General features: G+C 61.4%; 12 protein-coding genes and 1 pseudogene. 6 read left to right on the forward strand and 7 right to left on the reverse strand.

Going from position 1 to position 12,150, the window contains the following annotated elements:
* Positions 1-109, reverse strand: a pseudogene (locus J4E08_RS23295) (IS5/IS1182 family transposase); the annotation flags it as partial.
* Positions 110-507: 398 nt separating this feature from the next.
* Positions 508-1,272, reverse strand: coding sequence for an alpha/beta fold hydrolase (locus J4E08_RS23300; RefSeq protein ID WP_349540547.1), 765 nt, complete (start codon positions 1,270-1,272; stop codon positions 508-510).
* A gap of 110 nt (positions 1,273-1,382) precedes the next feature.
* On the opposite strand from J4E08_RS23300, the gene J4E08_RS23305 reads away from it, so the two are divergent.
* Positions 1,383-2,288: a LysR family transcriptional regulator gene (locus J4E08_RS23305; RefSeq protein ID WP_349540548.1), complete on the forward strand. Its 906-nt coding sequence runs from the start codon at positions 1,383-1,385 to the stop codon at positions 2,286-2,288.
* Between the two features lie 189 nt (positions 2,289-2,477).
* Here the strand turns inward: J4E08_RS23305 and J4E08_RS23310 are convergent, their stop codons facing one another.
* Entirely contained in the window at positions 2,478-3,224 is a 747-nt protein-coding gene (locus tag J4E08_RS23310) for a TIGR02391 family protein (protein ID WP_349540549.1), read from the reverse strand.
* A 306-nt stretch (positions 3,225-3,530) separates the two neighbouring features.
* Between J4E08_RS23310 and J4E08_RS23315 the strand changes: the two genes are divergently transcribed.
* Entirely contained in the window at positions 3,531-3,863 is a 333-nt protein-coding gene (locus tag J4E08_RS23315; RefSeq protein WP_349540550.1) for a hypothetical protein, read from the forward strand.
* 217 nt (positions 3,864-4,080) lie between these two features.
* Here the strand turns inward: J4E08_RS23315 and J4E08_RS23320 are convergent, their stop codons facing one another.
* The 3 genes from J4E08_RS23320 to J4E08_RS23330 form a co-directional block, all read right to left on the reverse strand.
* The gene (locus J4E08_RS23320; RefSeq protein WP_349540551.1) at positions 4,081-4,455 is read right to left on the reverse strand and encodes a hypothetical protein; all 375 of its coding nucleotides are present in this window, start codon (positions 4,453-4,455) and stop codon (positions 4,081-4,083) included.
* Between the two features lie 232 nt (positions 4,456-4,687).
* Positions 4,688-5,041: a hypothetical protein gene (locus J4E08_RS23325; RefSeq protein ID WP_349540552.1), complete on the reverse strand. Its 354-nt coding sequence runs from the start codon at positions 5,039-5,041 to the stop codon at positions 4,688-4,690.
* The gene (locus J4E08_RS23330; RefSeq protein WP_349540553.1) at positions 5,038-5,238 is read right to left on the reverse strand and encodes a hypothetical protein; all 201 of its coding nucleotides are present in this window, start codon (positions 5,236-5,238) and stop codon (positions 5,038-5,040) included. Before J4E08_RS23330 ends, J4E08_RS23325 begins: the two co-directional genes overlap by 4 nt.
* 79 nt (positions 5,239-5,317) lie before the next feature.
* Here J4E08_RS23330 and J4E08_RS23335 point away from each other — a divergent pair, with 79 nt between their 5' ends.
* The 4 genes from J4E08_RS23335 to J4E08_RS23350 all read left to right on the forward strand — a co-directional run bounded on the left by J4E08_RS23335 (position 5,318) and on the right by J4E08_RS23350 (position 11,003).
* A complete protein-coding gene (locus J4E08_RS23335) occupies positions 5,318-5,866 on the forward strand; it encodes a P-loop NTPase family protein (protein ID WP_349540554.1) in 549 nt (182 codons plus the stop codon).
* A gap of 802 nt (positions 5,867-6,668) precedes the next feature.
* The gene (locus tag J4E08_RS23340; RefSeq protein WP_349540555.1) at positions 6,669-8,777 is read left to right on the forward strand and encodes a TonB-dependent siderophore receptor; all 2,109 of its coding nucleotides are present in this window, start codon (positions 6,669-6,671) and stop codon (positions 8,775-8,777) included.
* A complete protein-coding gene (locus J4E08_RS23345) occupies positions 8,777-9,988 on the forward strand; it encodes an MFS transporter (RefSeq protein WP_349540556.1) in 1,212 nt (403 codons plus the stop codon). The genes J4E08_RS23340 and J4E08_RS23345 overlap by 1 nt, the downstream gene beginning before the upstream one ends.
* Positions 9,981-11,003: a siderophore-interacting protein gene (locus J4E08_RS23350; RefSeq protein ID WP_349540557.1), complete on the forward strand. Its 1,023-nt coding sequence runs from the start codon at positions 9,981-9,983 to the stop codon at positions 11,001-11,003. The genes J4E08_RS23345 and J4E08_RS23350 overlap by 8 nt, the downstream gene beginning before the upstream one ends.
* Before the next feature lie 251 nt (positions 11,004-11,254).
* On the opposite strand, the gene J4E08_RS23355 is transcribed toward J4E08_RS23350, so the two are convergent.
* On the reverse strand, positions 11,255-12,130 hold the full coding sequence (locus tag J4E08_RS23355; protein ID WP_349540558.1) for a LysR family transcriptional regulator: 876 nt from the start codon (positions 12,128-12,130) through the stop codon (positions 11,255-11,257).
* Between the last annotated feature and the right edge of the window lie 20 nt (positions 12,131-12,150).

A 12,150-nucleotide genomic window follows, 5' to 3' on the forward strand; every position in this document is an offset into this window, starting at 1 on the left:
AGGTAGTGTCCGGATCAAACCAAATCGATAGCGATCCGCGTTGCTTCAGCGATGTGTTGTACGAAGGCCAGTTCCTGGTCTTGTACTTCGTAGGGGCCCAACTGCTCATGTCGCCCAGCTATCATGCTGGATTCACACAGTGAATCCCTGAAGCGATTTGTGCAACAAAGCCCACCGGCGAACCCCTTCACGGTCTTGCGAGGACTGGCCATGCCGATTTCCGCCGTCGCATGGCTGCCGCTGATCGCTCGGCGATGCTCCCCCGTTCTTGATCGCACGGTTCTGGCGTGAAGTTCTGTCCGACACCGACCGGTCGGGCGGCGCACGGCGAACGTCAGTTCCGCGCCCAGATTGTCACCTTGCCGCGTAGGGCCGGGCTGGCAGACGAGACTGCGGTGGATCGTGGAGTACGATGCTCTGCCCGACCAAGCCCATGGTGGAGGCAACAACCTTGCATGAAGGGAATAGCATGCGGACTGCCAAAGCGGTCCGCATCGGAGTGCGTAGTTAGTTCACCGCCTTGGCGGCCTGCGCGATCACCTCGGCCACTTCATCGGGGTTTGTCATCGGCAGCATGTGGCCGTTTTCGATCTCAACGAGTGTCGAACCGGCGCGCTCTGCCATGCGGCGCTGCAACTTCGGCGAGATCAGAAGGTCCTCGGTCGCGACGGCCGCCCAGCTCGGCTTGTCCTGCCATGCCGCGGACGTGACCTTGTGCGCAAGGTTCCCGGCGTTGGCCCATGCCTGCGACCTTGCCACGAAAAGCGCGTCTTCTTCCGAAAGACCATTGCCCGCCAGGGCGAGGAACGCATCGTCACCGACCATGAGAAAGCCATCGTCGGTGATCGTCAGCTTGTCGGCGGTGAAATCACTGCCCGCCGTGGCCAGCAGGTCGCCGCCGCTTTCCCCGACATCAGGCTGGAACGATGTGACGTAGACGAGGCCTTTGACATCCGGGTCGATGCCGGCTTCGGTGATGACGATGCCGCCATACGAATGCGCAACGAGCAGCACCGGGCCGTCCTGCACGTCCAGGCTGCGCCGCACCGCCGCGACGTCGTCTTCGACCGAGGTCATCGGCAGTTGCGTCACTGTGACGTCGTAATCCTGAGCGATCAGCCGGTCGTAGACCCCGCGCCACGTGCTGCCATCGACGTTTCCGCCATGAACCAGAACGATGTTGTGAACTTCGGCGGCCGCCATGCCCGGCACGGCCATCATGGTGCCGAGCGCCACGCTTCCGGACAGGAGAAGAGTGCGAAGGTTGGTCATTTTCAGTACCTCTGTGGAATGTTGAAATCAGTGTCAGGGGAAAGGTAGCCATAGCCACGAACGATCACTATACTGCTTCGAGTGATACAGCTTATCAGTGAGGCCTATAAATGGATCGTCGCGACCTGCCCGATTTGCAGTTGTTTCAGGTCGTCGCCGAGGAGGGCAGCTTTACCCGCGCCGCCCTGCGCCTGGGGCGTGCGCAGTCGGGGATCAGCCAAGCGATCGCCGCGCTGGAAGACCGCATCGGGGTGCCCTTGCTGGCGCGGACAACGCGCCACGTGCGCCCGACTGAGGCCGGACAGCGTCTTCTGAAAACACTGAGCCCGGCCCTGCGATTGATCGAGGAAGGGCTGACGGAGCTCAAGGAAGCGCGCAGCGGCGTCGTTGGAACCCTGCGGCTGACCTCGATCGGCTACCCGGCAAGGGCAATCATCATCCCCGCGCTGACGGGATTCATGGAGCAATATCCGAACGTGACCGTGGACCTGCGCATCAGTGACCAGCTGACCGACATCGTCGAAGCCGGGTTCGACGCAGGAATCCGGATGGGCGCGCACCTGGAGAAGGACATGTCGGCTGTCCCCCTTGGTCCCGACTTGCGCGCCGTGGTCATTGGCTCACCGGACTACTTCGCCCGGCGTGGCGTGCCGAAGGGTATCGAGGACCTCGCCGATCATGCCTGTCTGAACTATCGCCAGGCAAGCCACGGCGATCTGTTCCGGTGGGCGTTCCGGCAGGGAGAACGCCGGGCGGAGGTTGCGGTCAACGGTCCGCTGATAGCCGACGATGCCCATACGTTGATCGAGGCCGCACGCGCGGGCCAGGGGCTGACCTACCTGTTCGAACCTTTCGTCTCGGAGGACCTGGCGGCGGGCCAGCTTCGGGCGTGCCTGGAAGAGTTCTGCCCGCTCTGGGCGGGGTATCACCTTTACTATCCCGGCAGGCACCAGAAATCGCCCGCGCTCACAGCGCTCGTGGATTACCTCCAATCCAGAAGGAGACGAGGTGCCTGAGTTTGCAGGTGCCCCGTCATGTCACCACGGCTGAATGCGGTGTTCTGCATTTATATATGGAAGGCCTGCTAAGCCCCGCAAAGCTGACTTAGAGGGGCGCTGTTTCGCTGCACGATGTCATGAAGGGGCGGTTCGGGGAAGCTGCGCCGCAGCAAAGCTGAACCTCTCGAATGTCCGGAGAGGGCCGACTTACGCGTCTTCACTTCCGACTGTTTGAGCAGCATCCAGGATTTCGTTCAACATGGACATAATGATGAGAGCGTGGATGGCCTGTCGCTTAGTTGTTGAAATTTGCCCGTGCAAATGTGTGTTTCGGTAAAACGCTCGCACACCCTGCAACAACAGCATTGTCCCACGTTGAAAGTTCTTGGCGGTTGAGCTTTCTAATTCTGGTAGAACTTTTATTTTCGGGCTGTCAACTTTGAAAGCTCTTCCTATTTCACTGTCTTGATCATCTACGGCACCAGCCTTGTACTTGAAAGCGTCCCCCAACATTATGCATGCTTTTGCAACGAGGCCGTGGAAGTCTGGATCAGCAATTAAGATTTCTCTATCCAACCGCGCTCGATACAGTGGGTGCAAGTAGTCCCCAATCTCTCCCGAGGGCGTTTCTGGAATATGTTCCTGAGCGTAAACTTCCGCCTTTTCAAGAATGTCTGGAATGTCAAATGCCGCAATGTCGATGCAGTCATTAATTTGGCAAAAGTGGATGTGGCGACCTAAGTCATTTACGCGACTGGCCGGGAAATCTCCCGGCAAGAGTTCCAACAAGTCTGGGAATATCGCCTCCAACGCCGACTTCGTAGCCTCTAGCGTTCCTCTGCTCCCGACAGCAAGCGTTTCCGCGTCTCGAACTGCGACTACAGAAAGCTCCATCATTCGTCGACACTTATTTGACACCTTCGCCAGCCACCTAGTCGGATTGCCGATTGTCATGTCGCTTCCCTTCTGATCTCCGAATCCTAATCATCAATCCTAGCCTGCGGTATCAGAGACTGCGAGGCTCAGTCGATAAGGTCTGGCAGATGCAGCTAGATGTCTGAATGTCCGGAATGCGGAAGTTGCACTCCGGCGCCTGTAAAAACAACAGATGGCTGCTCTGGGCCGGAAGCGACGACGCACGAGGGGCGACCAGGCGCTTGCCCCTGCTGCGCCGCCGCAAGTCCGGTTTGAGCCCTTTCTGCTTGTTGAAGCGATATCGCCGGAGTTAGATTTATGCTGTTCATTTGAGGCGTAAACTAAATGGATTTAGTTTGGGAATGCATAGACTGGGAATGGTCTGGTAATCAGACACCAGATGATACCGCGATAAAACATGCGACCGAACTACTGAAGGCCGCTAAGGCCGCCGACCTTTTCCCAGAGTCGGCTGCATCGGGTTACTACCCTACCGTACGCCTTTTTTGGCGAGGCGGTACTGTCGAAGTTGAAGTCTTTCAGAATAGCTTTGAACTCTATTTTCTGCCGTGTCATGAAGACAAGCGAAGCTTTTCGATCACTGAGTTCGATGCAACATCACCTGATGCGCTTCCAAGACTTATCATGCAGTTAACCACCACACTGTCACAACTCTGAGACTGGATCCAAGGAGCGCTTCGTCCCGCTCTGCCGACCTTCATCCTCCGAAAATGCTGCGCCATGGACGAATGGCTGGTCCGGTGAAGCTGTGGCGCGGCAGCGGCGTGGTCGGTGGAAGGCGGCTCTGGGCCGGAAGCAGCAGCACTGCCGGCTGAGGCCTCACACCCGCGCATCAAGCAGCGCCTAGCCGACTTGCGAAGGTCTCGAGCCAAAGTCACTTCGCCGCCGTATCGTCAGCCGCTGTCGAGAGAAGTGCTTCGAGGAGCCCTGGTTCAAGCCAATTCCGGTCTTCAAGAATCTCTGCATCGACAACGCTCGGCTGACGCCTCAGCTCTGTCAGGCCGGAGGCCATGATGCGTGACATGCGATATCCACCGCGACGGCATAGATAGACGGAGCCTGATCGACCAAGGAAGCGGTATTCGAGTTCATCCGCATGAATGGTCTGGATGCCTGAGTTTATTCGCCATGCATCCCCACTGAGATACCCGCCGCGCCAGCCGCCCAACACTCTGAGCTGAGTGAAAGCTCTGTCCCGCGTCGCAAATGAAACGTCCAAGATCACCCAGTCGTCAGGTGAATAGTCCATGTGTGTCTTCTCCTTATTTCGTTGTCGGGAGTGCAATATGTGGTGGGCGTGACACCGCCGGCCAGGGATGAAGCCCGATGCAAAGACTGCATCGGGGTTTGCGCTCGTCATGCCGTGAAGCGGGGTGACCGAGGGCTTTGGGGGATCCCGTTTCAGCTCGACCGCAATGCTGGCCAAGTGGCCTGGTCTGTCTCGCAAGTGGTATGCCTCGCGTGGCGAAGCCGCTCGTCACCTACTTCTCGTCGAACGGAGCCAGGATCTCTCTCAAGAATTCATATGTCTCTTCCGCCACGTCCTCCGCAGCTGAAGCAGGCAGGTCGTGATACCAGAACGACATTGGCAGGGTTGGCTGAATCCAAGCGGGCTCCGCGTAGGTGTTGTCGAGACGAGCGATAAATTCCGCAAACTCGGCCTCGTGGGCTTTGATGGCTTGGCTCCGGGGGCCAGTAAGTTTTTCGCAGTGAACGAAGACAGTACATTTTTCGCCCAGAACCAGCGCGTAGATGCATGGGATTTGATGAGCTTCGCAGTAGTTGGCATGATCCGTCACATCATGGCGGTCATATGTCGTGATGAGGTATTTCATTCTCCGTCTTTCTCCTTGTTTTGTTGGCTTCTTGGTTTCGTGGAAGCAAGGTCAGCTGCGGTAGCGACATTGCGCTCGAAAACCGCACCGTAGTCCTGCCCGTCTGGACTGAAAGGCTCGATCCCCGCAGCCGCCAGCTTGGGCCGGAGCGCCTGCCAGGGCATGCCAAGCTCGACGGCCAGGCCGCGCAGGGTCACGAACCGCTCATGGAAAGCGGCGAGGTCGCCTGGTGCCAGGAAGCGCTGCCGTGCCTTGGTCTTGGGGTGTCGGCCTTCCGTGGAGGCCACCAACGAAAGTGCGAGCTTCGGGGTGGTCGGCTCGCAGCGCGGTTGGAACAACGCCGCCCCCGGCCGCGTGCTTCAGACCATCATGCAGAGCCGGGTCGGCAATCCGATCGTCATCATCGACGAGGTGGAGAAGGCCGGATCTGTACATTCGAGCAACGGGCGCAGCTTTGATCTGACCACTTCTCTACTGCCACTGCTGGAGTCGGCGACGGCTGGCAACTGGAGCTGCCCATTTTTCGAGGTCAGGTTCGATATGGGCTGGATCGGATGGGTGATGACCTCGAACGATTACCGCCAGCTTCCAGCGCCGCTTCTCAGCCGTTGCCCCCCGCTTAAACTGAGGCCCCCATCCCTGGAGGAATTGATCGACTTCGGCTTGCAGCAGGGGGGTAAGCGCGGGATTTCGGAGCCCTCGAGCGAGGCGATGGTCGAAACACTGCGACGAGCGTCGCTTCACACGTCTCAAATAAGCCTACGGACGGTGATCCGAATGCTTGATCTCGCCGAACGGCTCGAGGCGGGGCCGGTGACCCAATGAGTCGGGCTTGTACCTGGGCCTGCCGCCCCCTTCACAATCTCATGAAAGCATGGTCCCGTGCCCTTCAGGAGGCACAGAAGATGGTGCGGACGAGTTGGGCAGTAAGCCGGATAAACTGGGAATTGGAGCGGGCATGACAGCTCAGCCTCTTGGCGCCCCGGCCCTGTCGCGGGAACCGAGCCTTAAGACCAGTGAGCTCGCCTTGCCGCCCTACTGATCAATGACCGCCGGGCGCGGCGACCGCAGGCCCATTGCCAGCGACGAGACCTCTGCAAGGAAGGCGCTGGTGTCATTGCCTTCGCACAGCAACATGGCATGGGCCTCGGCATCAGGTCTGCCGCAAGTCGATCCACATGAGGTCGGGCTTGCATGGCGGGAACTGGCTGGCGCCCCACGAATTCCTGACAAAAAATTGGGAATGGCAAGCCTGCCCCCGCCCCCCTGCGCGTCACCTGTCCCAAGTCATGGATCTGATGGCACGTTATCATGTCGAGAGCTTCTGGCGGTTCGCTCACGGCGCTACGTCGGACGCCAAGACGCGCTTTGAAGACATCAGCGCGATTGGTCATCGTCCGCGCCTGCCGGCAGTTCGGCGCCCCGCTCCCGGTCGCGCCGCTTGGAAAACGGAACGGCAGGCCAAAGCACGCCTGCCAAGGACCTGTTGCCACAAAGATACAAACGCCATGCCTCAATAGGTCGTCATCTGGGCAGGTGGATTGACGTTATCCGACAAAAACTGTCAAGAGGCGAGAAGCGATGCCTCAGCCATGAAACAGCCAAGGCCACCAGGATGGAGGCTCCCATGCTTGTTTCTCGAATTGCCCTGCTCGCCGGTCTTGCAGCGGCGTCAACCACAATGCTCGCCACGAGCGCCATGGCGCAGGATGGCGCCGGGTTTGATCTCGGGACCCTCGTGCTCGAGGCGGAAAGCGACGACACGCTGGTTCAGAACGGCTATGTCGCCGAGAGCGGGCGGCAGGCAACGCGCACCGATACGGCGATCCGCGACATCCCGCAGAGCATCAGCACGGTGACGCAGGACCAGATCGAGGATCAGGAACCGCGCACGCTGCTCGATGCGCTCGGCTATACCTCCGGCGCCAGCACCACCAACTTCGGCTTCGACAGCCGCTACGACGCGATTTACCTGCGTGGCTTCTCGTCGTACTACACCGGCCTGTTCCGCGACCGGCTGCGGCAGGTGAACGGCCCGTCGGCATGGTACCAGAACTACCCCTACAGCTTCGAGGCGGTCTCGGTGCTCAAGGGGCCGTCGTCGTCGATGTATGGCGTCAGTGGCTCGGGTGGCATCGTCAACATCGTGTCCAAGCGGCCCAAGCAGGATCCGTTCCGCGAGGTGCAGCTGACCTTCGGCACCGAGGAGCATCAAGAGCTCAAGTTCGACTTTACCGGGCCGGTCGGGGATGGCCGCCTCAGCTACCGGCTGACCGGGGTGCTGCGCGACGCCGCAACGCCGCTCGACGGCTACCGCGACGACCTCGCCATGATCGCGCCGGCAGTGACCTACGAGCTCACCGACCGGACCACCGTGACGCTGCTCGGCGAATACGCCAAGTCCACGCGCGGAGGTACAGCCTCCTACTACAACCCATCCCTTGGCGAGGCCTCAGACATCTACGCCGGCGATCCCGATTACAACGATTTCGACAACGAGCAATGGCGCCTCGGGTACGAGATCGAACACGAGCTGACCGACAGCGTGACCCTGCGCCAGAACCTGCGCTACTCCGAGGTCGATGCCGATCTCGAGTTCAGCGGGCTTTACGCTGCGACCCCCGACCTTGGCCGCTACTGGGGACACTATCTCGAAGACTCCGAAACCTTCGCCGTCGACACGAGCGTCGAGGCGTTCTTCACGACGGGCGCGCTAAACCACACGCTGGTGACCGGGCTTGACTACAGCGATGCCTCCTATGACGCTTATTACGGCGGCGTGGGCTATGTCTCGGCGGACGAGACCGACGCGATCGACCAACCCTATTCCGGCGGTCAGGAGACCGAACAACTCGGGCTCTACCTGCACGACCAGATCAAGAGCAGCGACTGGACGGTCTTCCTCAGCGGGCGCTACGACTGGGTCGAGACCACCACCTTCGATGCTGCGAAGACCGGCACCGACAAGTCCGACGAGGGCTTCTCGGGCCGGATCGGCGTCAGCTATGCCCTCAATGACGACCTGTCGCTCTTTGCCAACCTGTCGAGCAGCTTCGTGCCGACGACCGGGCTGGTCTTCGACGGGCCCGATGCGCCGAACAGCGGACGCTCGGGCGATCCGACCCGCGGAGTGCAGAAGGAGATCGGCTTCAAGTACCAGCTGCCCAACACTGAAAGCCTGATCACCGCCTCGCTCTTCGACATCCAGCAGGAAGATGGCGTGGTGTTCCAGACAGTCGACCCGACGGAGTTCGGCGGGCTCAACCAGGTGCAGGTTCCGTACGACTTGCGCTCGCGCGGCCTCGAGCTCGAGGGGCAGTTCAACTTCGAAAACGATTTGCGGATGACCGCTGCCTATACCTATCTCGATATGGAAATCGAACGCGGGGCCTCGGGCACCAAGGGCAATCAACTTTCCGCAACCCCCGAGCACACCGCCTCGCTCTGGGCCTTTTACGAGCCACGCGCCGGCGTGCTCGAGGGCTGGGGCTTCGGCAGCGGTCTGCGCTATGTCGGCGAGAGCTGGGGCGATGATGCCAACAGCTTCCGCAACGACGACCTGTTCTTCGCCGACCTGTCACTGTCGTATGATTTCGGCCAGCTTGGATATGACGGGCTCGTTCTGCAGGTGAACGTCAAGAACGTCTTCGACAACACCGACCAGACCTGCAGCGCGGGCAACTGCTACCGCATCGAGGGCCGCACCGCGACCGCCAGCGTCGCTTACCGGTTCTGATGTCCGGACAAGGGGGACACTGGGGCGTCATCGGTGCCATCGGTGGCGTCTACGTGGCGCAAAGCGTCATTGGTGGTGTGACCTGGACCGGGCTGCCCGGTGTTCTGCGGGCGCAGGAGCTGCCGCTCGACCAGATCGGGCTGGTCTCTCTGCTGGTGCTGCCTTGGGCACTGAAATTCCTCTGGGCGCCTCCGGTGGAACGGTTTCGCCTGCCAGATGGCGGGCGCGACCGGTCCGCGATGATCGTGCTGTGCGGCGCTGCGGTGGTGACCGTCGCGCTGCTGGCGGTCGGGTTCATCGGCCCGTTTCCGGTGCTGCCGGTGCTGGCCGTCCTTATGATGGCGGCCTTCGCGACCGCCACCGTCGACATCGCCTGCGACGGCTATGCCGTCGCGGCGTTGCAGGACACGCGCTATGGCTGGGGCAATGCCGCGCAGGTCGCCGGCGCCTATCTCGGCTCGGCCATCGGCGGCGGCGTCTTTCTCATCCTCGTGGATCGGGCCGGATGGCTCAGCGCAAGCTGGGCCATGGCGCTGGTCATTGCGGTGCTCTGCCTGCCCTTCGCGCGCATCGCCCGCAGTCCGAGGCTCCAGCCCCGCACGCATACACCGAGCCTCAGAGCAGCGCTCGAACGCCCGGAGGTCCGCAAGGGCCTGTTGGTCGCTGCGCTCTATGTGGTGGCGCAGAAGACCGCGATGGGCATGTTCGGCCCATTCTTCATCGATGCCGGCTACGATCTGGCGCAGCTCGGCATCCTGAGCGGAGTCGGCAGCCTGACGCTGGGCTTTCTCGGGGCGATGCTTGGCGGGGCATTCGTGCGCCGCTTCGGGGCGCGGAGCGTTCTGGTCGGTGCCGTGGCGCTGCAATCGGCGATCCTCGCGGTCGTGGCGCTTTCGGCCGGCGACGTGATCCTGCCGGCGGCCACGGTGGCACCGCCCGCGATGGTGGTAAGTGCCGCCGTGATGGCGTTCGGCTTCGTCGCGCTTTATGGACAGTTCATGCGCTGGTCCGATCCGCGTCAGGGTGGCGTCGATTTCACCCTATTTCAATGCATGGATGCCGCGATCTCGATGGTCGCCGGGACCGCCGCAGGCTTTCTTGCGGAACATCTCGGTTATGGCGTCTTCTTCGGCCTCGCCTGCGCGCTCTCGCTCGCCGCGCTGCCGATGGTCTGGCGCGTCGCCGGACAGAAAGCGAGGTCGCATGCCTGAAATCACTGCCCGTACCGCTCCTCTCGGCCTCGCCTATGCGCCGCTCCGACAGGCCGCGCTCGCGCAGGCCCGCGAGCATGACTTGCCCGTGTCGCAGGACGACGCAGAGGGTCTTTCGCTCGATACCTATTATGGCCGGATCAGTTTCCTGCCGGGGGCCGAGGGGCTCGAGGTCGAGATCCGGGCGCCGCATGCGGAGTATCTGCAGGTCCTTAAAGACACGATCGTGGCGCAGATCGCGGCGGCGGACCCGAAGGTCGCGGACGCGATCCGCTGGCGCGATGCCCCGACGGAGGGGCGTCTGCCCGCGAATGCCGTGATCATGACCGTGCTCAGCGTCGCGCCGCTCGCGGGTGGCTTCCTCCGCGTGACGCTACAGGGCGACGTGGCGCGCTTCTCAGACACGGCGATCCACTTCCGTCTTGGCATCCCGCCAGAGGGACGCGCGGCGCGCTGGCCGAGGGTGGCACAGAACGGCGCAACCGAGTGGCCCAAGGGCGAGGACAGACTGCACCTTCCGGTCTACACCGCGCGCTCGGTCGACGCGGACCGCGGGAAGCTCTGCTTCGATCTCTTCGAGCACGCGGCGGGGCGCGCAACGCAATGGGCACGGACAGCGCAGCCCGGACAGGAGGTACTGGTCATGGCCCCTGGCGGCGGCGGATGCCTGGTGTCGGGCGAACTGCGGGGCTTCGCGGATGAAACCGCCTTCCCCGCGATCGCCCGCATTCTCGAGACCAATCCCGAGGCGACCGGGCGTATCACACTCTACACCGACGCCGCCGGCGCGGCCTATCCTCTGCCCGATCATCCGCAGCTGCAGATCGATTACGCCGAGCCGGAACGTCGTGAGGATATGGGACAGGACGCGAAGGCCGCGATTGCCGATGAGCGGGATATCTTCCTCTGGTTCGCGGGAGAGCGGGAGCTGGCCACATCGGTTCGCTCCGCCTGGCGCGCTTCGGGCCGACTTCCGAAAGACGCCTATGTCTCGGCCTTCTGGCAGAAGATATAAAAGCCCGTAGCCTCGCGGCGCCTAGATGTTTGAACCCACGGTTTGATGGTGTGATCCTTTCGAAGGAATGGAAGGATGCCCTATGGGACAGGTTCGTCACGGAAGCGCCACTTACTGTCAAGGAGGGTACCCTCGCGCCGTTCGCTGGAAACAGGAACGTGGCATGCTTCAGGCTCTTTATGGTGCGCTTGGGAACCACCGCTTTGGGAATAAGCGGGCAGTGCATTCGAGAATTCCGGTGCGGTTTCGGCCTAGTTTTTCAGATTAAGCGGCATCAGGGTCTTGGCCAGTACCAGCGCCTGATCGGCAAGAGCGCTGCGCTTTGAACGGGGGCGGGCGGCGAGGAGAGGTAGGTCCATCGCATTGGTTTCCACGTCCACGATGACCAACTGGCCTTCCGCCACCTCGCGTAAGATCGCAGCAAGAGGCAAAAGGGCCAAGCCTGCGCCCTCAATGGCGAGACGGATCATCATGAATATGCTGTCGGTGTGCAAAAAGCGCCGATGCCGCGCGGTGCCAAAGGCGGGCGCGTGGGTGTGGTCGTGGATAGGCGACTTCCATCCATAGCTGATGATGGGACAGATGCCGAGTTCTGCGTCTGATAGCCGGGGGGGCGACAGGCCCGGTTTTGCAACCCAAACCATTTTATACGCGCCTATAGGTTCAAGCCGAAGACGCGGATCTTGCGGGTCTTCGGACAAGAAAGCAAGGTCGAGCTGATCCGTCGCGAGGTGTTGCAGGAGGGTGGCCGACTGATTGACCTCGATTTCGAGGCGCAGGCTCGGCTGGGCATCCTCAAGGCGCGTCGCCAGCGGCATTAACCACGTCGCGGCCACTGGCCCGTTTGCCCCGATCCTAAGCCGCGTCTCAACAGGCAGCGCCGCTTTGTGAAAAGAGAGGTCCTCTGTCAGACGCAAAACCTTGTGGGCATAATCCAAGAGTTCGTGGCCCTGTTCGGTGAGTGTCAGGCTTCGGTCTCTGCGCAGCAGTGTCACGCCCAGTTCTTCCTCCAGTCCCCGAATGCGCGCAGACACGGTCGGTTGTGATACATTGAGCCGCTCGGCAGCCCGTCGAAAGCTGGAGAAGCGGGACACCCAAAAGAATGTCTCAAGGCTGTGGGTTTGCATCCGTGTTTCCGGTGATTAAT

The organism is Sagittula sp. NFXS13, assembly GCF_040148795.1.
Classification (GTDB): Bacteria; Pseudomonadota; Alphaproteobacteria; order Rhodobacterales; family Rhodobacteraceae; genus Sagittula; species Sagittula marina.